Origin of the sequence: Marinomonas posidonica IVIA-Po-181, assembly GCF_000214215.1 — a bacterium.
Classification (GTDB): domain Bacteria; phylum Pseudomonadota; class Gammaproteobacteria; order Pseudomonadales; family Marinomonadaceae; genus Marinomonas; species Marinomonas posidonica.
Window position 1 is genome coordinate 2,839,719 of record NC_015559.1, and the last position, 26,910, is coordinate 2,866,628.

Annotated in this window: 19 protein-coding genes, 2 tRNA genes, 3 rRNA genes and 1 riboswitch; of the genes, 4 read left to right on the forward strand and 20 right to left on the reverse strand. The window is 45.9% G+C overall.

From position 1 onward, the window contains the following. Positions 1-178: 178 nt before the first annotated feature. The 6 genes from MAR181_RS13055 to MAR181_RS13080 form a co-directional block, all read right to left on the reverse strand. Positions 179-1,408 carry a sirohydrochlorin chelatase gene (locus MAR181_RS13055; protein ID WP_013797067.1) on the reverse strand — a complete coding sequence of 410 codons (1,230 nt, stop codon included), beginning with the start codon at positions 1,406-1,408 and terminating at the stop codon, positions 179-181. Between the two features lie 51 nt (positions 1,409-1,459). Further along, positions 1,460-5,293, reverse strand: a complete 3,834-nt coding sequence (gene cobN / locus MAR181_RS13060; RefSeq protein WP_013797068.1) for a cobaltochelatase subunit CobN — start codon at positions 5,291-5,293, stop codon at positions 1,460-1,462. Between the two features lie 16 nt (positions 5,294-5,309). Continuing rightward, positions 5,310-6,389, reverse strand: coding sequence for a cobalamin biosynthesis protein CobW (gene cobW, locus MAR181_RS13065; RefSeq protein WP_013797069.1), 1,080 nt, complete (start codon positions 6,387-6,389; stop codon positions 5,310-5,312). Further along, the gene (gene cobM, locus MAR181_RS13070; protein WP_013797070.1) at positions 6,380-7,171 is read right to left on the reverse strand and encodes a precorrin-4 C(11)-methyltransferase; all 792 of its coding nucleotides are present in this window, start codon (positions 7,169-7,171) and stop codon (positions 6,380-6,382) included. The genes cobW and cobM overlap by 10 nt, the downstream gene beginning before the upstream one ends. A gap of 14 nt (positions 7,172-7,185) precedes the next feature. Continuing rightward, positions 7,186-7,962, reverse strand: coding sequence for a precorrin-3B C(17)-methyltransferase (gene cobJ, locus MAR181_RS13075; protein WP_013797071.1), 777 nt, complete (start codon positions 7,960-7,962; stop codon positions 7,186-7,188). A gap of 124 nt (positions 7,963-8,086) precedes the next feature. After that, positions 8,087-8,452 (reverse strand): MliC family protein, encoded by a 366-nt coding sequence (locus MAR181_RS13080; RefSeq protein ID WP_013797072.1) that lies wholly within the window; start codon positions 8,450-8,452, stop codon positions 8,087-8,089. Between the two features lie 235 nt (positions 8,453-8,687). Then, a riboswitch (FMN riboswitch) is annotated at positions 8,688-8,835 on the forward strand. Positions 8,836-8,959: 124 nt separating this feature from the next. On the opposite strand from MAR181_RS13080, the gene MAR181_RS13085 reads away from it, so the two are divergent. Further along, positions 8,960-9,451: a 6,7-dimethyl-8-ribityllumazine synthase gene (locus MAR181_RS13085; RefSeq protein ID WP_013797073.1), complete on the forward strand. Its 492-nt coding sequence runs from the start codon at positions 8,960-8,962 to the stop codon at positions 9,449-9,451. Between the two features lie 50 nt (positions 9,452-9,501). Here MAR181_RS13085 and MAR181_RS13090 read toward each other — a convergent pair whose 3' ends face one another. From MAR181_RS13090 to MAR181_RS13140, 12 genes are all read right to left on the reverse strand, one after another. Further along, positions 9,502-9,858 carry a DUF1304 domain-containing protein gene (locus MAR181_RS13090; RefSeq protein ID WP_013797074.1) on the reverse strand — a complete coding sequence of 119 codons (357 nt, stop codon included), beginning with the start codon at positions 9,856-9,858 and terminating at the stop codon, positions 9,502-9,504. 36 nt (positions 9,859-9,894) lie between these two features. Further along, positions 9,895-10,044, reverse strand: coding sequence for a pleiotropic regulatory protein RsmS (gene rsmS / locus MAR181_RS18260; protein ID WP_013797075.1), 150 nt, complete (start codon positions 10,042-10,044; stop codon positions 9,895-9,897). Between the two features lie 935 nt (positions 10,045-10,979). Then, positions 10,980-11,094, reverse strand: a 5S ribosomal RNA gene (gene rrf / locus MAR181_RS13095). Positions 11,095-11,278: 184 nt separating this feature from the next. Beyond that, a 23S ribosomal RNA gene (locus MAR181_RS13100) occupies positions 11,279-14,168 on the reverse strand. Between the two features lie 290 nt (positions 14,169-14,458). Further along, positions 14,459-14,534 (reverse strand) — tRNA-Ala (locus tag MAR181_RS13105). A 131-nt stretch (positions 14,535-14,665) separates the two neighbouring features. Beyond that, positions 14,666-14,742, reverse strand: a tRNA-Ile gene (locus MAR181_RS13110). A 189-nt stretch (positions 14,743-14,931) separates the two neighbouring features. After that, positions 14,932-16,471: ribosomal RNA gene (locus tag MAR181_RS13115) — 16S ribosomal RNA — on the reverse strand. Together the 16S, 23S and 5S rRNA genes with 2 tRNA genes alongside form the textbook arrangement of a ribosomal RNA operon. A 245-nt stretch (positions 16,472-16,716) precedes the next feature. After that, positions 16,717-17,256: a protein-methionine-sulfoxide reductase heme-binding subunit MsrQ gene (locus MAR181_RS13120; RefSeq protein ID WP_245546245.1), complete on the reverse strand. Its 540-nt coding sequence runs from the start codon at positions 17,254-17,256 to the stop codon at positions 16,717-16,719. A gap of 69 nt (positions 17,257-17,325) precedes the next feature. Further along, positions 17,326-18,318 carry a protein-methionine-sulfoxide reductase catalytic subunit MsrP gene (gene msrP / locus MAR181_RS13125; protein WP_013797077.1) on the reverse strand — a complete coding sequence of 331 codons (993 nt, stop codon included), beginning with the start codon at positions 18,316-18,318 and terminating at the stop codon, positions 17,326-17,328. A 109-nt stretch (positions 18,319-18,427) separates the two neighbouring features. Next, positions 18,428-19,213, reverse strand: coding sequence for a CDP-diacylglycerol--serine O-phosphatidyltransferase (gene pssA / locus MAR181_RS13130; RefSeq protein WP_013797078.1), 786 nt, complete (start codon positions 19,211-19,213; stop codon positions 18,428-18,430). 26 nt (positions 19,214-19,239) lie between these two features. Beyond that, entirely contained in the window at positions 19,240-20,523 is a 1,284-nt protein-coding gene (hemL, locus tag MAR181_RS13135) for a glutamate-1-semialdehyde 2,1-aminomutase (protein WP_013797079.1), read from the reverse strand. Positions 20,524-20,579: 56 nt separating this feature from the next. Then, positions 20,580-22,253 (reverse strand): chloride channel protein, encoded by a 1,674-nt coding sequence (locus MAR181_RS13140; protein ID WP_245546160.1) that lies wholly within the window; start codon positions 22,251-22,253, stop codon positions 20,580-20,582. Between the two features lie 176 nt (positions 22,254-22,429). Between MAR181_RS13140 and argC the strand changes: the two genes are divergently transcribed. Further along, a complete protein-coding gene (gene argC / locus MAR181_RS13145) occupies positions 22,430-23,461 on the forward strand; it encodes an N-acetyl-gamma-glutamyl-phosphate reductase (RefSeq protein WP_013797081.1) in 1,032 nt (343 codons plus the stop codon). Positions 23,462-23,537: 76 nt separating this feature from the next. Here argC and MAR181_RS13150 read toward each other — a convergent pair whose 3' ends face one another. Continuing rightward, positions 23,538-23,966, reverse strand: coding sequence for an Lrp/AsnC family transcriptional regulator (locus MAR181_RS13150; protein ID WP_013797082.1), 429 nt, complete (start codon positions 23,964-23,966; stop codon positions 23,538-23,540). A 151-nt stretch (positions 23,967-24,117) separates the two neighbouring features. Between MAR181_RS13150 and yjeH the strand changes: the two genes are divergently transcribed. Beyond that, positions 24,118-25,392, forward strand: a complete 1,275-nt coding sequence (yjeH, locus tag MAR181_RS13155; RefSeq protein WP_013797083.1) for an L-methionine/branched-chain amino acid transporter — start codon at positions 24,118-24,120, stop codon at positions 25,390-25,392. Positions 25,393-25,458: 66 nt separating this feature from the next. Further along, positions 25,459-25,971: an S-ribosylhomocysteine lyase gene (gene luxS, locus MAR181_RS13160; protein WP_013797084.1), complete on the forward strand. Its 513-nt coding sequence runs from the start codon at positions 25,459-25,461 to the stop codon at positions 25,969-25,971. An 84-nt stretch (positions 25,972-26,055) separates the two neighbouring features. On the opposite strand, the gene MAR181_RS13165 is transcribed toward luxS, so the two are convergent. Continuing rightward, positions 26,056-26,691 (reverse strand): LysE family translocator, encoded by a 636-nt coding sequence (locus MAR181_RS13165; protein WP_013797085.1) that lies wholly within the window; start codon positions 26,689-26,691, stop codon positions 26,056-26,058. Positions 26,692-26,910 lie beyond the last annotated feature (219 nt).

Consider the following 26,910-nt stretch of genomic DNA (forward strand, 5'->3'; position numbering starts at 1 on the left):
CCCTTCTTAAAGAGAAGAATTTTTTAGTTTGATCCATTTTTTTACCATCGATAAGTTAATGAGTTGAAAAAAGTTTCATTACTATATCTGATTGATATGGAAAAAAGCCAATGTTTCCATTGGCTTTTCAATCATTGACTCTACCTTACGTTGGGCATAAATAGAGGCCGTGCAAAATCTATTTATGAGCCAGTGCTGTATGACGACAGTCATCTTCTATACGGTCTTTTTCCTCCGCTAAGATGTCATCTGTAAACTGCCCCATAAAACAACAACATACTCCTTCCCCTATCATGGTTCTTGGACCAAATGGATGCCCTATATGCTTGTAAACCCCATGTGAATGCCCATGATGTGAATGGCTGTGACCATGTGAATGACCGTGGCTATGATGCTCATGTGAATGACCGTGGCTATGATGCTCATGTGAATGACCGTGTGAATGATCGTGACTATGATGCGCATGACCATGCGAGTGATGATGTTGATGGTCTGACTCAGACAAGCCTTGCGTATCGTCCTGAGGGTCTACAAACTCTGCATGGTGATGATGAACTTCGACTTCCCCTGCAGCAAGACGGCGCTTAAAAGAACTCATCAAGGTTTCTTGACCCGTTTCTAAATCATCTTGGCGTATTTCTTCGATACGATTCACAAAGGCATCAATGACCTTTGGATGATCATTCAGATAAGGTGTCTGAATCAACTCAACCTCAGGATACTCCTTAGCGACTTTATCAACATAACCTTGGATTCGCTTAATCAAACGGCCAGTAAATAAAAAGTACGGTGCCACCACAACACGCTTAAAACCCAATTTCAAAAGTTTTTCCAATCCCACACCAACAGAGGGATAAGTCACACCTGAATACACAGTGTCAGCCCAGCCAAAGCCCATGTTTTCGTTAACAATGCGAGTCAATTTTGCCGCTTCGGCATTGGCTGAGGTATCTGAGGTGCCCCGTCCGACTACCACTAACATAGTATCGTAAAGATTTTCTGGCGGTTGTTCTGGATCCAGCCCTAACGACTCATAAATTCGTGCTTGAAAGGCTTCGATCATATCGTCCTGTAAACCAAGCTCACGGCCATAAGTTACCTTCAAACCTGGGTGTTTTTCTTCATAGGTGGTCAACACGGAAGGAATATCATTTTTCGCATGGGTGGCCGCAAACAACATTCCTGGTACAGCGTAAATCTCTTCCACACCTTGCCTAATGAGACTGTCTAACCCCATATGAATGTTAGGAGCCGAAAACTCCAAAAAGCCATACTCCACAGGCAAGTCTGGATAACGGTTTTTCAAACCTTTTGCGACCAAACCAAATTCACGCTCTGCATCTTTGTCACGACTGCCATGACCACAGATCATAATGCCTTGCTTCTTTGGGAGTGCTGTATTGCTCATTACGTCTCTCTTAATAGTCAATTTGGATAAGTAATCTTCTGCCCAAGACTACTATCTTTTTTGCTCTTGCTGCTGATCTAAATCAAGCAGCAAAGATTGAATCTCGGCCTCGCAGCCATTGTCATCTTGCCACATACCACGCTGAATGGCTTCTAACAAACGCTCCGCCATTTCCTCCAACGCGTGGGGATTATTATCACGCATAAAAGCTTGATTGTCTGGGTCTAATAATAACTGCTGGGTCACCTGCTCGTACTGATAATTTGCCACCAAATCCGTTGTCGCATCGTAAGCAAACAAATAATCGACCGTGGCCGTCATCTCGAATGCCCCTTTGTAACCATGTTCACGCATTGCCTGAATCCATTTTGGATTCAACACTCTAGAACGAACAACCCGATTGAGTTCTTCTTTTAAAGTACGGATTTTAGGAGAACTGGGATTAGAGTGATCATTGTGATAAACGCTCGGCGCTTGACCACGAAACTGTGTCACCGCATTGGTCATACCGCCTTGAAACTGGTAATAATCATCCGAGTCTAAGATATCGTGTTCACGGTTATCTTGATTTTGAACCACGGCTTCCAGTTTTGATAAGCGTGCGATGAAAGCGCCTTTGGCTTCTACCCCATCATGTTTATCGCCATCATAGGCATAGCCGCCCCAATTCACATAAGCTTCGGCAAGGTCACTGCGCTCATCCCAGCAACGCTCATCAATTAAACCTTGGAGTCCAGCACCGTATGCACCGGGTTTACTACCAAACACCCGATAGGATGCCTGTCGCTTTGCACTCTCTGGATCCATTCCATCGGCCAATAATGCTTCCTCACGTTCGGCAATATGGCGGCGAATAACATTGCCAGTACCCGGCTCTTCAAAGTCCGCAATGGCCAATACGGCGGCATCATATAAACGCATGACATTGGCAAAAGCATCACGAAAAAAGCCCGATACTCGAAGCGTCACATCCACTCGTGGTCGACCCAATTGCATACAGGACAAGACGTCGAAATCCATCACCCGATTCGAACCTGGCGCCCAAATTGGACGAACCCCCATCAAGGCAAACGCTTGCGCAATGTCGTCGCCTCCGGTGCGCATTGTTGCCGTTCCCCATACCGACAAACCCAATTCACTGGGGTAATCACCGTGCTCTTGTAAATGCCGTTGCAGCAGAGCCTCTGCCGATGTTTGACCAATGGCCCAGGCCGCAGGCGATGGAATCGAACGGTTATCGACCGAGAAAAAGTTACGCCCGGTCGGCAAGGTATCCAGTCGACCTCGAGTTGGTGCGCCACTTGGCCCCGGGGCAATAAAGCCACCTGACAAACCGGTTAACAAGGCTTGAATCTCTTGCTTAGCACTCTCATGAAGCGCCTTTAATAGCTGCTGCTTAGCGTGTTTCAAAAGCTTCGCTGTGAGAGGCAAGGACGACATTAACGCTTCTGTTTCTGTTGCCCCCAGTAAATACCGCTGTACTAGATCCACCGCCAACAACTCAAGCCTTTCTTTTGTATCAGCATACGTTCGCCATTCACTCGAACTAATGGCTTGCAGTCTCTCAGGCTTTTCTCCCATCCAGATCGAACGAGTCGCCTGCATAGGATCAAAATCCTTTACCGTCAAAGCCAGATCGGCGACCAAAGCATGCAGTAAACCGCGACTGTCATCTTGGTTCCCTCTTGGCAAACGCAACAAAGCCACTAAGGTATCAGCAAGTTTAGAATGCTCTGGCAACTCACCAAGACGGTGCAAACCATGCCGAATCTGTGCTTCTTTGATTTCACACAAATACGCATCCACCCCCTCCAAAACAGACTCTTCATTCTGCGCATCAATACCGCTTAACTCTTCCAGTAAATGCGTTTGTGTTACCTTCTCAAGTATTTTCTCACGCAACCAAGTTTCGCGACGAACATCCATGCCCATGGCTTGGTAATATTCATCCACCAAATTTTCCAATTCGGCCATCTCGCCATAGGTTTCGGCTCGTGTCATCGGTGGCATCAAATGATCAATAATAACCGCTTGCGTTCGACGCTTGGCTTGCGCCCCTTCTCCAGGGTCATTAACAATAAAAGGGTAAAAATGCGGCATCGCACCAAGAGCGATATCAGGCCAACATTGCTCGGACAATGCCGTCCCTTTCCCCGGTAACCATTCCAAGTTGCCGTGTTTACCAACATGCACAAAGGCATCGACTTGATAGACATGTCTTAGCCAAAAATAGAACGCTAGATAACTGTGAGGTGGAATCAAATCTGGATCATGATAGTTCGCTGCTAGATCTAAGTTAAAGCCGCGCGCTGGTTGAATGCCCACGAAAGTGTCACCCAAACGAATGCCCGCCAACATAAGACGATATTGACCATTTTGGAGACGACACTTGTGATCGTTTTCAGGTGGCCCCCAACGATCCCAAACCGCTTGTTGGCAAACCAAGGGCAACTGATAGAAATGCTCTAAATAGTCTTCTAGGGCTAAACTTTGCCAGCAACCTCTTTCATGCAAGGTATTGGGGTTATTGGTTACCGCACCTAATAAAGCTTCTATTAAGGCATTACCATTTTCAGGAATAGCTTCAATCGGATAGCCCTGATCTTTTAAGGCGTTCAATAAATTGACGGTTGAAGCCGGTGTGTCTAAACCCACCCCATTACCAATACGGCCATCTTTGGTTGGGTAATTCGCCAACACAAACGCAATACGTTTGTCCGCATTGGCCTTAGCTGATAATGTGACATAGCGATGCGCTAACTGAGCGACAAACTTAGCCCTTTCTGAGTTCAGTTGATAACGCACCAAATCAATTTGAGCGGCTTGATGAAAATGACTCAAGGCTTTAAAACTGATGGCTCGCGTAATCACTCGACCATCCATTTCAGGTAAAACAATCTGCATCGCCACATCGCGGCTGCGTAAGCCTTGTGTTTGAGCTTGCCAATCCTCTTCTGTGCTAGCAGACAAAATCAGCTGTAAGACAGGAATATTCGCACTAAACGGAGATTGGAAATCACTTGGATTAGACGATAAATCAGGACTGGCCGCCCGATTCGCCGCAAACCCTGTGGTATTCAAAATGACCTTAGCCTGGCTTTTTTCAATTAAGGTGTCCACAAGCTGAATGGCAACATCATCTTTCAGGGAGTTAACCGCCACTGTTAAAGGCTGTAATCCCTGCGCTTTGAGTATGTCGATCAAGTCATCAAAAACTTGTGTGTTGCCGCTTTGCAATAACGAACGATAAAAAACCAATAACGCCACAGGACGTCTTGTTTCTTCCTTTTGATAATCCGCTTGCCACTCAACATAACTCGCGACGTCACCTTGATGGTAAATCACCGCATTTGGTAAGGTACTAGGCTCAGTCCAGCAGACTTGCTTATCAAAAAAGCGCGCACTGATGAAACGCAAGCAGGCCTGAGAGTTGCTTAAACCACTCTCTCTTAAATAACGCCAGATTCGATGATGGTCTTCTAGCTCAACATTGGAAGCTTGGCTTAACGCTGGGTCCTTTGCATCATCGCCAGGCACCATAATCAGTATCCGACCCGGTTTGGCTTGACACCAGGCTTGCAATTGCTGAAAGCCATAAGGCCAATAATGCTCACCACCCAACAAAGACACCACCACGACCTTGGCGTCTTCAAGCACCTTATGTTCATATAAGTCATAGGCAGCGGGTTTCACCAATTGCATCCAATTCGCCAAACGTACACTAGGCAAATCAGATTGATGCCCTAGATGGTCCAATGCTGCGCCGAGTGCACCTAACACAGAGTCTGCCGCCGCTAAGATGACTAAGTCTGCCGGATTCTGCCCTAGGTCAACGATGCCTTCGTCGTCAACAAAACCACCTGGTTTAGCCGCTAATAAGTGCAAGGATGCAACCCTTCTACTAAGCGCTTAACGCATCATTCAACGCGCCTTCAATGGTTTCTTTGTCGATGCCTTTACCGATAAAGACCAATTGCGTCTGACGAATTTCTTCTGCTTGCCACAAACGATCAAAGTAACGATCTAAACGTCGTCCTACGGCCTGAAAAACCTGACGCATGGGTTTACCATGCACCGCAGCAAAGCCTTTCACGCGAAATATATTATGCTCTTCTATTAACTGCTCTAGTGCTTCTTGCAACAGATCAGAGGATACTTCTCCCAGCTTCACCACAAAAGAATCAAAGTGATCGTGAGCGTGTTCATGGTGCTCTCCGTGCGTATGGTGATGATCATGATGATTATGTATGTCATCAATGCGAGACTCGCTCGCCGCATCAATACCCAGCAATTTATCCAGCTCCGCTTCACCATGCTCTATGTATACCGTCTTCACGGTACTCGGTACTTCATTAGCAATCACGGCTTGAACCTTATCCCGTTCAATTTCATCCAATAAATCGTTCTTGCTGACCACAACTAAGTCCGCAGCACTCAACTGATCGTCTAACAGCTCTTGTAAACTAGGGTCATGATCTAAGCTTTCGTCTGCCAGACGCTGTGCTTGTACTTGCTCCTCGTTGTGAGCAAATCGGCCTGCCGCCACTGCGGGACCATCCACAACAGTGATAACCGCATCTACTGTGCAATGTTCTTTAATCCCCGGCCAATTAAATGCCTGAACCAAGGGCTTAGGCAAAGCCAAACCACTGGTTTCAATCAAAATATGATCAATGTCATCACGGCGAGCTACCAACTGCTCCATCACCGGAAGAAACTCTTCTTCCACCGTACAACAGATACAGCCATTCGCTAGCTCGTAAAAACCGTCTTGGCTACGCTGGCTCTCGCTCTGTTCATCATCACAATCCAAGGGGCAAGATCGCAGTAAATCTGAGTCAATGTCCAGTTCACCAAATTCGTTCACAATGACGGCAATGCGTTTGCCAGCTGCCTGTTTTAAAACATTCGACAGTAAGGTGGTTTTACCACTTCCCAGAAAGCCCGTGACAATCGTTGTGGGGATTTTATTTAATTGCATGTGCCATCCTTTTTGTTCTTAGGTCGGTGTATTTTGCGAAAAATATGCGCCTGACCCTTGTCATATAAATACGAATCAGCAAAGTCCTCTGTATCTAGAACCTTACCAACCAAAATTAAACTGGTGCGGGTGAATTTCTTCTCTCGAACCTTGCTGACGATATCGGCCAGAGTGCCGACCACGTAATCCTGATCAGGCCAACTAGTGCGATAACACACAGCCACCGGGCAATCTTCGCCATAATAAGGGATGAGTTCTTCGACAATTTTATGAATACGGGTAATACCGAGATGAATGGCTAAAGTCGCCCCACTTTGAGCTAAAGCCGGTAAACGTTCCCTTTCTGGAAATGGGGTTTTGCCTTCATAACGGGTCATAATCACGGTTTGCGACACACCAGACAGGGTTAACTCTTTTTTTAACAAAGCGGCAGAGGCGGCCACCGCACTGACACCGGGTATCACCTCATAATCTATGTTCAGGACTTCCAAGCGTCGAATTTGCTCACCAATCGCACCGTACAAAGCCGGGTCGCCTGACTGCAAACGAGCCACATCCTTTCCCTCTCGGGCGGCTTGTTCTATTACCGCTGTCGTTTCATCGAGATTCATTTCCGCCGTATCATAAATCGCATCCGCCGAACCACGTACACTGTCAATGACCTGAGTTGGGATCAAAGAGCCTGCGTATAGAATCACTTGGCAAGCCGCAATGGTGTTCACCGCTTTCACCGTCATTAAATCTGGGTCGCCAGGGCCAGCACCAATAAAATACACCGTCATATTGAGTCTCTTAATTACAATTTCTTAGAGTAGCCACGAGGAGTATAAATCCACTCTTTATGACCATTAACAATGTGCTTGCTATCAGAGTTTCCAACGCTCACCATGGTAAACATATCCACATCCTTAGCATCTAATTCGCCTAGAGTAATGCATCGAATCGCTTCTTCAGGGCGGGTCAACTGACGGCCAATCATCACAGGCGTACTAGCCGGTCGGTATTGCAGTAATACGTCTCGAGCATGATTCAACTGCCAATCACGCTTTTTCGATACCGGATTATAAAACGAAACAACAAAGTCCCCTGCACCACAGGCATGCAATCGTTTATCAATGGTTTCCCAAGGGGTTAATAAATCGGAAAGAGAGATGGTACAAAAGTCATGCCCTAACATGGCACCAACGCGACTGGCTCCAGCTTGCATCGCTGAAATACCTGGAATCACTTCAATGTCTACATCCAACCACTCAGGGTGAGATTCTTTCCCTTGCAGCTGCAGATCAAGCAATTCAAATACTAAGGTCGCCATGGCATAAATGCCAATGTCACCACTAGAAATTAGTGCGGTCGTTTTGCCTTCCGCAGCCAATGATAACGCCAAGCGAGCACGACCAATTTCTTCACCTAAAGGTAAGTCATGAAACTGCTTACCTTCACTTAAATCGCCCAATAGGTTGAGATAATAACCATAGCCCACCCAATCACTACAAGCCGCTAGTGCTCGTGTTGCATTCGGCGTTACTAGACCCAAATCTCCTGGGCCCATTCCCATCACAAAAAGTTTGCTCATTTTTACTCTACAAATAACAATTTTGCCGAACAGGCTTGAATAGCAGGTATTGTACACTTAATACCAAAAAGGAGGGATGAAAACAGCGGGATTTAAAGTGAAGTATTCTCAGGCAATATTAATATTAGGACTCTACTTTTAATAACTGACAAGACAAATGAGTACCGTCCTCTAACTCCAGTTCCGCTTCATTTTGATGCGCCCAGAATGAAATAGATTCACCTAGGTAACTGGTACCAGTAGCACTGACAGCCTGAGTCAAATAGTGACTTTTACCCTGCCATACAATCTCAGCATGATTACCATGAAAATAAGCTTGTAAGCTTTGCTTTTCACAACGATAAGAGACCACATTCGTTTGCCCAATATCCTCAAGATTAGACTGAGCAGTTTGGTCTGACTCGCCAGACGGTTGAGAAGAGCAAGCACTTAAAATGATCGCAACACCAAGAATGGCGCAATTTGGCAAGGTAAATTTGCGATGAAACATAACTAAGACTCCATTCTTATAAGCGGAACTGTAAGGCGTTAATATAAAGAAAACCAACCTGAAATGAAGTAAAGCACCACCCACATATGGTTATTTTTTGTTACCAAAGCCTCAGGAATGTGTCATTACGTGACAATCAAAGGCGACAACTTATAAAACCTGTATCTAACCCTATTAAAGTTTTGACAAAACTTGATTTGAGCAAGTATATTTCATGCATCGGAAGAGATTCCGATTTCGTTCTCGGGGCGGGGTGAAATTCCCCACCGGCGGTAAAGAATTCATTTCTAAGCCCGCGAGCGCCTAGTCTACTTTGATTAGGGTCAGCAGATCTGGTGAGACTCCAGAGCCGACGGTTATAGTCCGGATGATAGAGAGCGCGTCAGACAAAACCGCTACTGGTATTGCCCTTTGGCAATGCCAAACTATGGTATGCCGTAATAACATTACGGTGTGTTTGCCTGCCCGTTCGCCCTGATTCACATTTCGCTGTTATAGGATACAAAAATGAATCAGAGCTCAACGAATCAACATGATTTTAATCCAGCTAACAAACGCATTGCGATCTTACATGCTGCTTGGCATGAAGACATCGTAATGAACTGTGTCAATGCCTTCACAGAAGAGCTAAGCGCTCGTGGCTACACAAAAGATTTAATCGATCTTATCTCGGTACCAGGTGCTTACGAAATTCCACTACAAGCGAAACTTCTTGCAAAAAGTGGTCAATATGCCGCTATTGCAGGTACAGCACTTGTCGTCGACGGTGGCATTTATCGCCATGACTTTGTTGCTCAAACGGTTTGCAGCGCACTTATGCAAGTTCAGTTGGAAACAGAAATACCAGTTGTGACAGCCGTACTCACGCCACATAACTTCCATGAGCACGATGAGCACAAAAACTACTTTAGCCGTCATTTTGTCAAAAAAGGAGCCGAGTTAGCCAACGCTTGTGATCAAGCCATCCGCTTGACAAAAAGCGCTAAAAAACTGGCTTAAATAATGTGATTGCTATTCCGCTCTAAAGAAAATTAGAGCGGAATAGCATGCTATAGGGCAAAAATAGATAAAAGTGTAATGGCACTCGGCAAAGCTTGAATATAGAGAATTTTCTTACTCGAACTGATTCCACCATAAATACCTGCAATCAAGACACAAAGCAAAAAGAAAACCACGACCGACTGACCACTCTGGCCTAACCATAACCCCCATAACAAACCTGCACCAAGAAAACCATTATACAGGCCCTGATTTGCAGCCAAGACCTTAGTGGAAGCAGCAAACTCTTCATTTAAACCAAAAGCCTTTCGTCCCTTAGGTTTATCCCATAAACACATTTCTAAATACATGATATAAAAGTGCAACAGCGCAACCGCCGCCACCAGAATCATTGCTACAGTAGCCATCTCCCCTCCTTGCTAATGGGATTCGCTGTTACTAACTTATTCAGCAGCACTCAGCTTATTTTCAAAGTCATTTAACACCAAACGCAATGCCTCAACAGCCACGTCAGGCGCTATTTCATTGGTTTCTAATAATTCAATTAAATCCACCGCCAATTTAACATGGTCCGGCGCTTTCTCTAAGCCCATTTTCTTATCCTTTAAAAGCGGTAAATAGGGGGGCCTGAATTCTAGTACAGCACTCAGCTGCAGACAATAAAACACAAGTTCAGACTCGGGCTCAACAACTAAACTTGGCACATAAATGCCGATGGTGGGGTGTCCATCCCATTTCCCTAAGTATGAAAAAACAAGAGGCTTATAAAGAATACACTTTTTTGATGAAACACAACCCACTTTTTAAAGTAATTTATCAACACTACTTTAATGCAAAACAATCCCTAAAACGAAACTCGTCTGGGGGAGAGTGTATACGGCACTGGTGCTGGAGGCGGCACATAATAAGGAGTTGGCGCTGGAGAATAATATGGTGCTGGAGGAGGCAAAGCGCATGCACCTAAAAGCGTACTCAAGGAGAGGAAAAACAAAATTTTTATGATTAGGAGCTTAATTACTCTCATATATCACCTACTATTTAAAATATGAAATTAGTCACTAGCGTATACGTAATAAAAAAATATTATCTATATAAAAGATATATACTAATATACATAGTTAAAAGACAAAAACATGAAATTTAGTTATATCAGACCTCTAACTTTTGAGGCACAACCAATAGCAAATAATCGATAGCTTTCTAATTGGATAAACGGTAGGAGTCTTTAATGGCATGGCAGAGCGGTTAAACCAAGAGAACTTGGAATTACTTCCAAACACTTTCCATTAGACATAAAAAGCCCTGACAGAGGATACCCTATCAGGGCTTCTTGATTGACGCTGACGACCTCACAGATCTGAAGCTTTGCTTCATCCTTAAATCATCTTGATAACATCGCGCAAGATCCGAAGCAACGTAAGCCGCTGACGACGTCAGTGACACAAGGTGCCGCTACTTCGGATCCTAAGTTTTCTACAGACGTAAAAAAGCCCTGACAGGATAACCTATCAGGGCTTCTTAATATAAAGCTTGACGACGACCTACTCTCACATGGGATCCCCCACACTACCATCGGCGATGGCGCTTTTCACTTCTGAGTTCGGGATGGGATCAGGTGGTTCAACGCCTCTATGATCGTCAAGCAATTCGGTTTGCGTATCGTTCCGGTTCGAGTTCTTCTACTCTGCAACCAAAACACGCGAATACGTTGCTTGGATCTTTAACAATTCATTTTGAAATAACGTGGATCAAGTATTAAACCGGATCGTAATCTATGTGCCTGTTAATGAATCACTCCATTATACAGTAAAACCACTTTGGTGTTATATGGTCAAGCCTCACGAGCAATTAGTATTGGTTAGCTCAATGCCTCACAGCACTTACACACCCAACCTATCAACGTCGTAGTCTTCAACGGCTCTTTAGGGAACTTATGTTCCAGTGAGATCTTATCTTGAGGGAGGCTTCCCGCTTAGATGCTTTCAGCGGTTATCCCGTCCGAACGTAGCTACCCGGCAATGCCACTGGCGTGACAACCGGAACACCAGAGGTTCGTCCACTCCGGTCCTCTCGTACTAGGAGCAGCTCCTCTCAAATCTCAAACGTCCACGGCAGATAGGGACCGAACTGTCTCACGACGTTCTAAACCCAGCTCGCGTACCACTTTAAATGGCGAACAGCCATACCCTTGGGACCGGCTTCAGCCCCAGGATGTGATGAGCCGACATCGAGGTGCCAAACACCGCCGTCGATGTGAACTCTTGGGCGGTATCAGCCTGTTATCCCCGGAGTACCTTTTATCCGTTGAGCGATGGCCCTTCCATACAGAACCACCGGATCACTAAGACCTACTTTCGTACCTGCTCGACGTGTCTGTCTCGCAGTTAAGCGTGCTTTTGCCTTTACACTCTATGCATGATTTCCGACCATGCTGAGCACACCTTCGTGCTCCTCCGTTACTCTTTGGGAGGAGACCGCCCCAGTCAAACTACCCACCACACAGTGTCCTCGATCCCGATAAGGGACCTGAGTTAGAACCTCAAACGTACCAGGGTGGTATTTCAAGATTGGCTCCAATAGAACTGGCGTCCTATCTTCAAAGCCTCCCACCTATCCTACACAAGTAGGTTCAAAGTTCACTGTGAAGCTATAGTAAAGGTTCACGGGGTCTTTCCGTCTAGCCGCGGATACACAGCATCTTCACTGCGATTTCAATTTCACTGAGTCTCGGGTGGAGACAGTGTGGCCATCGTTACGCCATTCGTGCAGGTCGGAACTTACCCGACAAGGAATTTCGCTACCTTAGGACCGTTATAGTTACGGCCGCCGTTTACTTGGGCTTCGATCAAGAGCTTCGCTTACGCTAACCCCATCAATTAACCTTCAAGCACCGGGCAGGCGTCACACCCTATACGTCCACTTTCGTGTTTGCAGAGTGCTGTGTTTTTAATAAACAGTCGCAGCCACCTGGTATCTTCGACCGACTAGTGCTTACGGAGCAAGTCCTTCACACCGGCCGGCGTACCTTCTCCCGAAGTTACGGTACCATTTTGCCTAGTTCCTTCACCCGAGTTCTCTCAAGCGCCTTGGTATTCTCTACCTGACCACCTGTGTCGGTTTGGGGTACGGTTCCTGTATATCTGAAGCTTAGAAGTTTTTCCTGGAAGCAGGGCATCAACCACTTCGTCCAAAAGAGGACTCGTCATCAATTCTCAGCCTTAAAGGGTTCCGGATTTACCTAAAACCCCAGCCTACAACCTTAAACGCGGACAACCATCGCCGCGCTGGCCTAGCCTTCTCCGTCTCTCCATCGCAATATACACGAGTACAGGAATATTAACCTGTTTCCCATCGACTACGCATTTCTGCCTCGCCTTAGGGGCCGACTCACCCTGCCCTGATTAACATGGGACAGGAAACCTTGGTCTTCCGGCGGGGGAGTTTTTCACTCCCCTTATCGTTACTCATGTCAACATTCGCACTTCTGATACCTCCAGGATGCCTTACAGCTTTCCCTTCAACGGCCTACAGAACGCTCCTCTACCATCCAAGATAAATCTTGAATCCGTAGCTTCGGTGTACAGTTTGAGCCCCGTTATATCTTCCGCGCAGGCCGACTCGACTAGTGAGCTATTACGCTTTCTTTAAAGGATGGCTGCTTCTAAGCCAACCTCCTAGCTGTCTGAGCCTTCCCACATCGTTTCCCACTTAACTGTAACTTTGGGACCTTAGCTGACGGTCTGGGTTGTTTCCCTTTCCACGACGGACGTTAGCACCCGCCGTGTGTCTCCCGCGCTCATACTCATTGGTATTCGGAGTTTGCATGGGGTTGGTAAGTCGGGATGACCCCCTAGCCCAAACAGTGCTCTACCCCCAATGGCAATACGCGAGGCGCTACCTAAATAGCTTTCGAGGAGAACCAGCTATCTCCGAGCTTGATTAGCCTTTCACTCCTATCCACAAGTCATCCCCGGACTTTTCAACGTACGTGGGTTCGGTCCTCCAGTTAGTGTTACCCAACCTTCAACCTGCTCATGGATAGATCGCCCGGTTTCGGGTCTATTCCCAGCAACTAAACGCCCTATTAAGACTCGGTTTCCCTACGGCTCCACTATTCGCTTAACCTTGCTACTGAAAATAAGTCGTTGACCCATTATACAAAAGGTACGCAGTCACCGAATAAATCGGCTCCCACTGCTTGTACGTACACGGTTTCAGGATCTATTTCACTCCCCTCACAGGGGTTCTTTTCGCCTTTCCCTCACGGTACTGGTTCACTATCGGTCAGTCAGGAGTATTTAGCCTTGGAGGATGGTCCCCCCATATTCAGACAGGATAACACGTGTCCCGTCCTACTCGTTTTCATTAAAATGGCGTTTTCGTATACGGGGCTATCACCCTCTACGGCGACCCTTTCCAGAGTCTTCTACTAACACCAAATCAACTTAAGGGCTAATCCCCTTTCGCTCGCCGCTACTTAGGGAATCTCGGTTGATTTCTTTTCCTCCGGGTACTTAGATGTTTCAGTTCCCCGGGTTCGCCTCCACACAGCTATGTATTCACTGTGGGATACTCTACAAGTAGAGTGGGTTTCCCCATTCGGACATCTCGGGATCAAAGTCTGTTTATCGACTCCCCCGAGCTTTTCGCAGATTACCACGTCCTTCATCGCCTCTGACTGCCAAGGCATCCACCGTGCACGCTTGGTCACTTGACCATATAACCCAAAATAGTTTCCACTCAGAAGAGTGTCATATTAAGAATCACATACCAAAGAAGCTTTTGTCTCTTCTCTGGATTTACGATAATAGAAAGTCACTAGGTTAAAGTGCTTTCCACCGGTTTAACGCTTGATTCATCGTTATTTCAAAATTCGAATTGTTAAAGAGCAAGTTTAGTGCAAAGCACTAAGTCAGAGACTATAAATCACCTCCGCATAACGAATCATGCAGGGTTAGTAGTATCTTGCTTAAGGCTTTGATTGTGTCGTGTATGTTTTCCAAGAAATGGTGGAGCTATGCGGGATCGAACCGCAGACCTCCTGCGTGCAAAGCAGGCGCTCTCCCAGCTGAGCTATAGCCCCATTTTTTCGTCTTTGTAACCGACTTCAATGATTAAACATTAAAGTATCCACCAAAATTTCAACAACAAGGCTTTTAAGTATGACGTTTAGCCTGCTAAACGAGAACTTGAATAACGCCGTTATTGAGATTTTGGTGGGTCTGGGCCGATTTGAACGGCCGACCTCACCCTTATCAGGGGTGCGCTCTAACCAACTGAGCTACAGACCCATACTTACTAGATTCTCAACCTAGTCGGCTGTGACCTCACCCTGCTCTCTACCTTAGTAAAGGGGGTGCGTTCTAACCAACTGATCAACTAATCCAATCTGTGCTAAATCAAATCGATTCAGACTACGACACTCTAAACTACAGATATCAGATAATTTGTGTGAACGCTCACCAGTGCTTCATATCGTTTAAGGAGGTGATCCAGCCCCAGGTTCCCCTAGGGCTACCTTGTTACGACTTCACCCCAGTCATTGACCACTCCGTGGTAACCGCCATCCCCGAAAGGTTAAGCTAGCTACTTCTGGAGCAATCAACTCCCATGGTGTGACGGGCGGTGTGTACAAGGCCCGGGAACGTATTCACCGTGGCATTCTGATCCACGATTACTAGCGATTCCGACTTCATGGAGTCGAGTTGCAGACTCCAATCCGGACTACGACGTACTTTATGGGATTTGCACACTCTCGCAAGTTAGCTGCCCTTTGTATACGCCATTGTAGCACGTGTGTAGCCCTACTCGTAAGGGCCATGATGACTTGACGTCGTCCCCACCTTCCTCCGGTTTGTCACCGGCAGTCTCCTTAAAGTTCCCACCCGAAGTGCTGGCAAGTAAGGATAAGGGTTGCGCTCGTTACGGGACTTAACCCAACATTTCACAACACGAGCTGACGACAGCCATGCAGCACCTGTCTCAGAGTTCCCGAAGGCACCAAAGCATCTCTGCTAAGTTCTCTGGATGTCAAGAGTAGGTAAGGTTCTTCGCGTTGCTTCGAATTAAACCACATGCTCCACCGCTTGTGCGGGCCCCCGTCAATTCATTTGAGTTTTAACCTTGCGGCCGTACTCCCCAGGCGGTCTACTTATTGCGTTAGCTGCGCCACTAAGTCATTACAACCCAACGGCTAGTAGACATCGTTTACGGCGTGGACTACCAGGGTATCTAATCCTGTTTGCTCCCCACGCTTTCGCACCTCAGTGTCAGTATCAGTCCAGGGTGTCGCCTTCGCCACTGATGTTCCTTCCTATATCTACGCATTTCACCGCTACACAGGAAATTCCACACCCCTCTACCGTACTCTAGCCTGCCAGTATCCGGTGCCATTCCAAGGTTGAGCCCTGGGATTTCACATCAGACTTAACAAACCACCTACGCGCGCTTTACGCCCAGTAATTCCGATTAACGCTTGCACCCTCTGTATTACCGCGGCTGCTGGCACAGAGTTAGCCGGTGCTTCTTCTGGAGCTAACGTCAAAGTAATTTGGTATTAACAAACTACCCTTCCTCACTCCTGAAAGTGCTTTACAACCCTAAGGCCTTCTTCACACACGCGGCATGGCTGGATCAGGCTTGCGCCCATTGTCCAATATTCCCCACTGCTGCCTCCCGTAGGAGTCTGGGCCGTGTCTCAGTCCCAGTGTGACTGGTCATCCTCTCAGACCAGTTAGAGATCGTCGCCTTGGTAGGCCTTTACCCCACCAACTAGCTAATCTCACGCAGGCTCATCTAATAGCGGAAGGTCCGAAGATCCCCTCCTTTCCCCAAAAGGGCGTATGCGGTATTAGCATGCGTTTCCACATGTTGTCCCCCTCTACTAGGCAGATTCCTACGCGTTACTCACCCGTCCGCCGCTCGACGCCTGATAGCAAGCTATCATCGTTTCCGCTCGACTTGCATGTGTTAAGCCTGCCGCCAGCGTTCAATCTGAGCCATGATCAAACTCTTCAGTTAAAAAGTTTGCTTACTCAAAATTCGAAACACTAACAATTACTTAATAAAGCGAATTGACGTGTTTGACTCTCGTAAGACTTCAATTTTTTTGAAGCCCCAGCGAGCGCCCACACAAATTATCTGATTATCTATTTTAAAGAGCGTTGCCGTGCCACTTAAGCTGCTTACCTCTACTAGAGAGTGAAGCCCTGTCCGTGTCAGCGAGGGCGTATATTAAGGATCTACAGATTTTTAGCAAGCTCTTTTTAATTCTTTTTTGAAAAATACTTTCTTACAGTCTGAGTTTGCGGAATACGTATAAGAAGCAATGGAATAATAAAAGCACTGAACCAGACAAGAATGCTGGTATCACTCTTTATTTGCCACCATAAATGCAAGAGTATCAACAGAACAGCGAGATACACCAATCGATGCAATGGCTTCCATCGCTTACCCAATTTCTTAATCATTTTTTTATGACTTGTTATGGCCAGCACCAGTAAGATCAAAAATGCTCCAACCCCAGCATAAATATAAGGTTTCTCAATAAAATCTGACGCAATCCACGTCCAGCTCAACCCTGAAAATAAAACCAAATAAGTCAGTAAATGCAGCAATGTATATAGAAAAGCCCCTAATCCTATAAATCGACGATATCGTGATATCACTTTTATCTTGGCGTATTTCGTTAAAGGTGACATAAATAAAACCAACACCATGGACACACAAGCCCATATACCAGTTAGCTCCATCAATATTTTACCTGGATCAGGAAAATACTGCCCTTGCAGCAATGACACAAACATCCAAATGAAAGGCAAACAAAATACAAAACAAACCAACGGCTTTTCTCGCCTATCCCAAAAGCTCACCATTTAGTAATTCCTAACCAAATCCATGCCCTGATAAAGGCCAGCCACTTCTTCTTGGTAACCATTAAACATCTCTGTCTCAATGACATTCGGAAACAACACGCCACCAGGCAATCGTCGCTCTTGCTTTTGAGACCACCTTGGATGGTCAACTCCTGGGTTTACATTTGCAAAAAAACCATATTCGCTTGGCGCTAACATATTCCAAGTAGTGTTAGGCCGCTCTTCTACAAACCGAATCGAGACAATCGATTTAATGCTTTTAAAACCATATTTCCAAGGCAAAACTAACCTAAGTGGCGCACCATTTTGATTTGGCAATACGCTCCCATACATACCAACCGCCAGAAAGGCCAGAGAATTCATCGCTTCATCAATGCGCAAGCCTTCACGATAAGGCCAATCTAGTGCGTTGCCGCGCTGGGCTGGCATTTGCTCAGGGTCATATAAGGTTTCAAAATACACGTATTTCGCTTTTGAATTAGGCTGGAATTTCTTAAGAAACTCACCCAATGGCACACCAATCCAAGGTATCACCATAGACCAAGCTTCAACACACCTTAAACGGTAAATCCGTTCTTCCAATTGACTGTCTTTTATAAAGTCTTCTACATCAAAATCACCCGTTTTATCCGCTTCACCTTCTACTCGCACTTTCCAAGGAAATGCTTGCATGGAATCAGCATAATCCGCAGGATCACTTTTACCATAACCGAATTCATAAAAATTGTTGTAGGTAGTTGCCACGTCATAAGGAGCCAGTGTTTCGGATTGCCCATAGGATGTTTTGCCTAACTGACTAAAGGCACTCTTAAGAGAAGCTGGTACAGCAAGAGGACTGACATCTTGACCCACTGCAAGCACTCGACCTGACAAGCCTATAGAGCTCGCTCCGATCAGGCCAGCTTGCATAAATTGACGTCGATTTAAGTAAACGGATTCAGGTGTCACACTGTTTTCGTGACAATCTGACGCTTTTGCAATTTTGATTCGCATGGCACACCTCTATTTGGAGACTTGATTAATAGAGTGTGCCTGCAGAGAAAGGTTCAAAACCGACACAAGTCTATTCGATATAGCTTAGTCGGTTTGAGGACGAAGATTATTACCGTAAAGATTTAAAAATAATGCCGCCAATACCCCAAAGGCCATACAAGCAGAATACCGACATCAGTACTAATGAAGGCTCAAGTGCGATCAACACCAATACCAGCACCGCCATCAACAACACCACAAAAGGCACACGACCTTTCAAATTCAAATCTTTAAAGCTACGGTATTTGACATTGCTCACCATCAGAAGACCAACCACAGGTACCAGCAATGCCATTAGGGTTGAAAGCGCTTCACCTGAAATACCACTTTCATTTGCCGCCCATATCACACTCGCCACAATGGCCGCCGCCGCCGGACTTGGTAATCCAGTGAAATAACGCTTTTCTTCTATTCCTAACATGGTATTAAAACGAGCCAAGCGCAACGCTGCACCGACCGCATAAATAAAAGCGGCAATCCATCCTACTTTTCCGAGCGGTGCCAATGACCAAGTAAAAGCCACTAACGCTGGTGCAATACCAAACGACACCATATCCGCCAAAGAGTCATATTCAGCGCCAAAAGCACTTTGCGTATGAGTCAGACGAGCGACACGCCCATCTAAACCATCAAATACCATGGATATAAAGATCGCCACGGCCGCATGACCATAATCCCCATTCATCGCAGCGATGATGGAATAAAAGCCCGAAAACAAAGCAGCAGTTGTGAACAAATTAGGTAACAGGTAAACCTCTTTCCTAGGCTGCTTTTTCTCATCGCAAATTTCAGCTTCATCCATTGAGTCTATATCCGCCTTATCCATTTCGGGGTCTTTAATGTCATCATTAGGCATTCAAAATAACCTTCTTTTCAATATAATTACGTCAGCTTAGCAAACGCTCGTTTTGCCGCTGCGATGGTAAAATCAATGTCTTCGTTTGTGTGCGCCTGAGAAATAAAACCGGCCTCGAAAGAGGCTGGGGCAAAATACACCCCCTCTTCCAACATATAATGGAAAAAGGCTTTAAATTTTTCTAAATCACACTCTTGTACCTGCGCGAAGCTGGTGACCTTTTCAGCTTCGGTAAAGAAGAAACCAAACATGCCGCCCACGCTCACGACACAAAATGGCACGTCAGCCTCGTCCGCGGCAGATTTTAACCCCGTGACCAAACGCGCGGTTTTTTCACTTAGCGATTTGTGGAAGTCAGGCTCGCTGATTTTATTCAGAACCGCCAGACCGGCCACCATAGCAACTGGATTGCCCGACAAAGTTCCTGCTTGATACACAGGCCCTAACGGAGAGATGCATTCCATAATCTCACGCTTACCGCCAAAAGCCCCTACTGGCATGCCAGCACCAATCACTTTCCCTAACGTGGTTAAATCTGGTTGAATATTATAGTGCTGCTGAGCGCCGCCCAATGCCACACGAAAACCAGTCATCACTTCATCAAAGATCAACACTGCACCAGACTCATCACATACTTGGCGCAAGGTTTCTAAAAAACCCGCTACCGGTGGAATGCAATTCATATTGCCAGCCACAGGCTCAACAATGATACAGGCCACGTCCGCACCGATTTCAGAAAAACACTGCTTCACACCTTCAATATCATTGTATTGCAGTGTAATGGTATGCTTTGCCAAATCCGCAGGCACACCTGGAGAATTGGGCACACCCAGAGTCAAGGCCCCCGAACCAGCTTTCACCAGTAAAGAATCCGAATGGCCGTGGTAACAGCCCTCAAATTTCACGATTTTGTCACGACCTGTATAACCTCGCGACAGACGAATCGCGCTCATGGTCGCTTCGGTACCTGAGTTCACCATGCGTACCATGTCCATAGAAGGGACTAATTCACACACCTTCTCCGCCATGGTGATTTCCACTTCCGTTGGTGCACCAAAACTTAAACCATAATCTAGCTGCTGGCGTACCGCCGCTAATACGTCAGGGTGAGAATGACCTAAAATCATTGGCCCCCAAGAGCCAACATAGTCGACATAGCGTTTTTTATCTTCATCATAAACATACGCACCTTCACCACGCTGAAAAAATACCGGTGTCCCACCAACACCATTAAACGCTCGAACGGGGGAGTTAACGCCACCAGGAATACGGTGTTGCGCGCGCGCATAAAGATCTTCTGAACGACTCATAATTTGCTAAATCCTACAACTAATACATTCTCATTCATACAAAACAAAGGCCGACTTTAGTCGTCATGTTTCAGTAAAAAGTGATCCAAGTGATGTTTGGAAACCACACAATAAGTGGCATTCGGTAAACGAATCAGTACATCATTTTGTCTGGTTTCTTGAAACCAATCCAATAAAGCCTCTAAAGAAGATGGCTCATCAATTTGCAAAATGGCTTCAGATGCAACCGCAAGCCTTAGATCCATCATACCCACACCTTGATCGAAGCCAAGCCAAGGTTGTGGGCCAAAGTCTAAGTTCTGCAAAGCATCTAACACATGAGAACGATGTACCCAATACCAACATCCATCGGCTTCAAATGCTACATAGTTTACCACACTTGAAGCCAAATCCTTCACTTGCTCAAGGGGAATCTTAACCGGCAGGAGCAAAGCGGCATCCGATACAGAAGACACTTTATGCTGTCGTAAATGACGACGAAATGGACTAATAGAGGAGGCCATTCCCATAAACTTCAGTCTTTCTACAAAAATGGATTCTTGATGAAACACCACCCTAAGCAAGAGACAAGACAATACAATGACAAACAAGGCAGGAACAATGGAGGCGGAAGATTGCGTCATTTCGATGATGGCCACCAAAGCGGTCAATGGTGCTTGAAAACTGGCCGCCATCATTGCAGCCATTCCCAGTAAGGCGAACAAGGCTATATTGCCTGCTTCTACTCCAAAAACCAAAGCAACAAAAACGCCTGCCAAACCACCAATAACGAAAGCTGGCCCAATCATACCGCCAGGAATACCAAGGCCAATAGTAACAGCCGTCAATACCGTTTTTACTAAGATCAACACCAATAAAGCATAGACAAACACCTCACCTGCCAATAAGCGACTCAAAGAAGCGTAACCAATTCCTAAACTTTCAGGCAGATAAGCCGCCGCAAGAGCCGTTAACAGGGCAACGATTGCAAAGCGCCACCAGACAGAAACCTGGCTAAAGCGCCAAGTTACTTTTTGAATATGGAAAAACAACGCCACCAGCAGAACAATCATCACCACCAATAGCAGACAAGCGGCCAATAATTCGAGCGATAAAGTCACATGATGCAGCGCATCAATATCAAACGCATTCATCGGCCCAATTAGGTAATGACTAACAAAGGTCGCCACCACAGAAGACAGCAATACCGGCAATACAAAACGCTGTCGATACTCTAAAAAGATCACTTCAAAGGCAAACAACACACCCGCCAATGGGGTCTGAAATATTGCCGCTATCGCCCCAGCCACACCACAAGCCAACATGGTTTCGACACCGTATTGGGTCAACTTTGTTCGCACTGCCAACACACTACCTAGCGTCGCACCAAGATGAACAGCAGGCCCCTCTTTGCCCATAGACAAGCCACCAAGCAAGCCAACAACAGCAGAGACAAATTGCACCAGACCATTCCAAACGGGCAAATGACCACCATGGTAAGTCAATCTCTCCACAACATACGGTACGCCAACCTTGTGGTAAGCCTTAGGGATCAAATGAAATAATAAGGCCAAAAGAAAGCAAGCCAGAACAGGCAGAGTCATACGAGTTATCAGCGGAAGAGAAGTAAAGGAATCAAACTCCATCTCAATAAAATAACGAGCAGGCACATACATGACCATATAAAAAAAGGCCATGACCAAACCACACACTAAGCCACATAAGCCACCCAATAAAGACAACTTAAACAAGTCATCATAAGATTTTGCCGTTGCTAGCCACTTTTCCTTTAAATTTAACCCTTTCAGAGCGCCTCCTTACTTTTAACGGGAGCAAATTTCGTGCACTATTCAATCAGTTATATTAAACATTCGCAATCGCCTCAGTACAGGCTAACAGTACAGGCATCAATAGATAGGAAAATATCGTGTATAAAATAGGTATCGTTGGCGGTACGGGTTACACCGGAGCCGAGTTATTAAGACTACTTGCAAACCACCCTCAAGTTGAAGTGGTGGCCATTACTTCTCGTAGTGAAGAAGGCAAACTGGTTTCAGATATCTACCCAAGTTTACGCGGTCATTATAACTTACGATTCACTACACCAAGTGTAGACGAATTGGCACAATGCGATTTGGTTTTCTTCGCCACACCTCATGGCGTGGCCATGGATCAAGTGCCTGAATTAATTGACCGAGGCGTTAAGGTCGTTGATTTGGGGGCGGACTTCCGCATCAAAGACACGGTAGAATGGGCGAAATGGTATGGCATGGACCATAGAACGCCAGATTATGTTGCCAAAGCCGTTTACGGATTACCCGAAATCAATCGTGATGCCATAAAAACAGCACAGCTTGTGGCCAATCCGGGCTGTTACCCCACAGCGACTCAACTTGGTTTAATTCCGTTATTGGAAGCCGGCATCATTGATCCAGCACATTTAATCGCTGATGCTAAATCAGGTGTCAGTGGCGCAGGTCGAGGCGCCAATGTGGGTTCTTTGTTGTGTGAAGCCAGTGAGAGTTTTAGAGCGTATGGCGTAGCTGGTCACCGTCATTTACCAGAAATCAAACAAGGACTACAAGCTGTTACTGACAGCCCTGTTGGATTAACCTTTGTTCCACACCTTGTGCCTATGATACGTGGTATCCACTCAACCATGTATGCCACCTTGATCGATACAACAGTTGATCTGCAAAGCTTATTTGAAGCGCGCTACAAAGGCGACTTTTTCGTTGATGTAATGCCAGCTGGTAGCTTGCCAGAAACCCGTAGCACCAAAGGCGCCAACTTCTGTCGCATTGCCGTGTATCGTCCACAAGGCGGTGACAAAGTTGTTGTACTTTCCGTCATCGACAATTTGGTAAAAGGCGCTTCTGGTCAAGCCATTCAGAATATGAACATCATGTTGGACTTGCCGGAAAATATGGGCTTAACCGCACTGGGCATGATGCCATAAACTCTTTTCCAAGATATAAAAAACGGGCTTCGGCCCGTTTTTTATATTACACGTTCAGCTCAGCAACACGATCAATCTACCAACGATCAATACGTTTCGACAAACACATGTTTGTTACCACTTTATCAAGGTTAGGCCACTCATCCATCTCTATACGAATCTGACTTAAACGCGCCATAGACGATGCCTGCACTAAGAGTATCAAGTCTAAGTCGCCACTAATCGAGTGCGCCATTTTCACTTCTGGAATGGAATCAATTAAGGGCTGAACTAGATCACAAGACATTGGACGAAACGTTAACGCCAGATAAGCCGTCACACCCTCTTCTTTAGAAACCGACGTATGTGCATGATAACCCGTAATGGTACCATTTTCTTCCATTCGTCGAATTCGATCCGTTACCGCTGAACGAGACAAATTCACCTGTCGACTGATATCCGACACAGATAAACGCGCATCGTCGACTAATAACGCCAGAATCTTTTGATCGTACTGATCCGCCACTCAACACCTCTTACTATGCCATCACCAGAGACAATGTGACGGAACTTCCGTCATTTTGCACCTCAATGGCGTCATCTTGTATGGTTTCTTATTGAGCGCCTTATTTTATGCTAGAAGCCATAAAAAAACAGCTTATTCATCAAGGCGCATCATGACTCAATATCAAAAAACACTCGGCCCACTACAGGGCATGGCTATGACAGTGACCACCTTCATCGGCACGGGGCTAATGATTTTACCTGCCATGTCGGTCGCACAAGCAGGCTCTTTTGCTTTTTATGCTTGGTTAATTACCGCCGCGATGATTATCCCCATTGCGTTTATTTTTGCCCTCTTGGGAGCCAAGTACCCTTCTGCTGGCGGGGCGTCTCATTACATAGGGCGAGCCTTTGGTGGTGGCATTGAAAAAGCCGTTGGTTGGCTCTTTCTAAGTATATTATTGGTGGGTCCTGCCGTCGCCATCAAGGTAGCAGCAGCGTATCTCAGCATCATCTTCAATGTTACTGAAAATTGGATTCTCACCTTTAGTTTAATCACCCTAGTTGGCATGATGGTATTTGCAATGGCTGGCATTCAAACCTCTGCTCGCTTTCAAAGTGGCGTGGTCATCGCCATGATTGCCACCATCAACCTGCTATGCCTATTAGGCGATATTCAGTCCAGCACACAAGTGATCACATCCCCTAGTAATCTGGCCGATTGGCAAACCACTCTCTACGCAACAGGCGTCATTTTTTGGTGTTTTTTGGGAATAGAAGTGATGGCACATATGGGAGCCGAGTTCAAAAACCCTACCCGTGACTTTCCTATTGCCCTTCTAGGTGGCATCGCCATAGTAATTCTTGCTTATTTGAGTTTAGTGTTATTGATTGCTTGGCATCAAACTTATGGCGACGAGGTGACCAACAGCCAGTCTCTTGCTTTACTGGTCAGCAAATTACTAGGCGATACCGGCAGCCGAATCTTTGCCCTAGGCGCTTATGTGATTGCTTTCGCCAATGTGGCTATTTACATCCTTGGTTTTTCCCGCATGGTGCAATCCATGGCTCAACAAGGCGCGTTACCATCCAGATTTAATCAGCTGAATGCCCAAGGCGCCCCTGCACAGGCCGTACTTTTGGTATGCGCCATTACCTTGGTGTCTATTTTATTCTCAGAGCTGTCCGGCTGGAAAATGGCTTGGTTTATTGAAATGACCAATGGCAGCTTTCTGCTCATTTACACCCTAACCTGCATCGCGGCCATTAAGCTTTTAAATAAACAGTTAAAGCTATTAGCCTTACTGGCACTCTGCAGCTGTGTTTTTATGGCATTCTTCATCGGTGAGAACATGCTGTTTGCAGCGATTATGTTTTGCATAGCACTCTCCTACGAGTGGATAAGATCCATCAAAAACAGCAGTAAATGCGTCAATCTTAATGTATAATTTGGCTAAGTTAATTTTTACACACGCCATAGCATCGCCCCGTTATGGCTGCAAAGGAGAGAGTTTATGCCACTTTTAGACAGCTTCCGTGTTGATCATACTCGTATGGATGCGCCTGCCGTTCGCGTTGCAAAATCCATGTCGACACCCAAAGGTGACGACATCACTGTTTTTGACCTACGTTTCTGTGTACCAAACAAAGAGATTCTATCTGAAACAGGCATTCACACACTTGAGCACTTATTTGCCGGTTTTATGCGTGATCATTTGAACAGCGATCAAGTCGAGATCATTGATATTTCGCCTATGGGTTGCCGCACCGGCTTTTACATGAGCTTAATTGGCACACCATCCGAAGAGCAAGTTGCGACAGCGTGGAAAAATGCCATGCAAGACGTACTGGGCGTTAAAGCCAAAGCGGACATTCCTGAGCTGAATGAATACCAATGCGGTACGTATGAAATGCACTCTCTAGGTGAAGCACAAAAAATTGCGACGATGATTTTAGAGCGTGATGTTAAGGTCAACAGTAACGATGAGCTTTACCTAAGCGAAGAATTTCTGAACGAGCACAGTTAATTCGAATTCATGCTTAGTGAGAAATAAAAAAGGTGGCTCAAGCCACCTTTTTTATTGAGGTTTAAATGCTCGAAGACAAATGATTTAAGAACGGGTTGCTGTGGCCAAAAAGATGCTGGCGAGGACAAACACCCCACCCATTCCACGATTTAGATTTTTCATACCACTTGGCTTTTTAATCAAACGGCGAATCTGTTTGCCACCCAAGGCATAGACATATGCAGCAATACATTCAGTCACACAGAAGGTCACGCCAATCCATAAGAATTGCATTGGTACCGGCTGAGTCAAATCCAACATCTGCGGGAAAATGGCCGTAAACAACAAAATGGCTTTGGGATTACTAATGGCAACTAGAAACTCCTGACGCATTCTGGCAAGGTGATTGGATTTTGCTCGCACACCATTTTCCGATTCATGCTCCTGCAGCGCCGTTGCAGCACTTCGCCAGGTTTTCACACCAATGTAAAACAGATAAACCACACCTAACCACTTGATGACACCGAACCAAAACACCGACGATACAATAATGGCCCCTAAACCCAATGCCGATACCAACATCAAGATACTGAACGCCAAATTACGTCCAAATACGGCGATCACCGCAGGCACAGCGCCATACTGCATACCATTGTGCATAGCCGTAAAATTGTTGGGGCCAGGCCCAAGGGATAACAGCATAATCAAAGGTGCGATCGTCAACCATAAACTCAAGGTCACTTCAGCTTACTCCTACACTACAGTCTGTTCAGAAAATCATCAAAAGGGGCGCAACTTTACCCTGAGTATCATCTTCTGCCAACCGTTTTATTGCATTCCAAAAGCGTTTTTTAATCCGTCGAAGAGTAGCCATCTATTCGTAAGTCAGCATGCATCATTTCTTTCGAATCCAAAGCCAACTGCTTACCTTACTTTGTCTTCGTTATGTTGCAAAACACA

Coding starts and splice junctions, on each gene's coding strand:
- MAR181_RS13055 (WP_013797067.1), bottom strand. CDS start 1,408: ATGAGCAATACAGCACTCCCAAAGAAGCAAGGCATTATGATCTGTGGT.
- cobW (WP_013797069.1), bottom strand. CDS start 6,389: ATGCAATTAAATAAAATCCCCACAACGATTGTCACGGGCTTTCTGGGA.
- cobM (WP_013797070.1), bottom strand. CDS start 7,171: ATGACGGTGTATTTTATTGGTGCTGGCCCTGGCGACCCAGATTTAATG.
- cobJ (WP_013797071.1), bottom strand. CDS start 7,962: ATGAGCAAACTTTTTGTGATGGGAATGGGCCCAGGAGATTTGGGTCTA.
- MAR181_RS13080 (WP_013797072.1), bottom strand. CDS start 8,452: ATGTTTCATCGCAAATTTACCTTGCCAAATTGCGCCATTCTTGGTGTT.
- MAR181_RS13085 (WP_013797073.1), top strand. CDS start 8,960: ATGAATCAGAGCTCAACGAATCAACATGATTTTAATCCAGCTAACAAA.
- MAR181_RS13090 (WP_013797074.1), bottom strand. CDS start 9,858: ATGGCTACTGTAGCAATGATTCTGGTGGCGGCGGTTGCGCTGTTGCAC.
- rsmS (WP_013797075.1), bottom strand. CDS start 10,044: ATGGGCTTAGAGAAAGCGCCGGACCATGTTAAATTGGCGGTGGATTTA.
- MAR181_RS13120 (WP_245546245.1), bottom strand. CDS start 17,256: ATGTTTGTGTCATTGCTGCAAGGGCAGTATTTTCCTGATCCAGGTAAA.
- msrP (WP_013797077.1), bottom strand. CDS start 18,318: ATGCGAATCAAAATTGCAAAAGCGTCAGATTGTCACGAAAACAGTGTG.
- pssA (WP_013797078.1), bottom strand. CDS start 19,213: ATGCCTAATGATGACATTAAAGACCCCGAAATGGATAAGGCGGATATA.
- hemL (WP_013797079.1), bottom strand. CDS start 20,523: ATGAGTCGTTCAGAAGATCTTTATGCGCGCGCGCAACACCGTATTCCT.
- yjeH (WP_013797083.1), top strand. CDS start 24,118: ATGACTCAATATCAAAAAACACTCGGCCCACTACAGGGCATGGCTATG.
- luxS (WP_013797084.1), top strand. CDS start 25,459: ATGCCACTTTTAGACAGCTTCCGTGTTGATCATACTCGTATGGATGCG.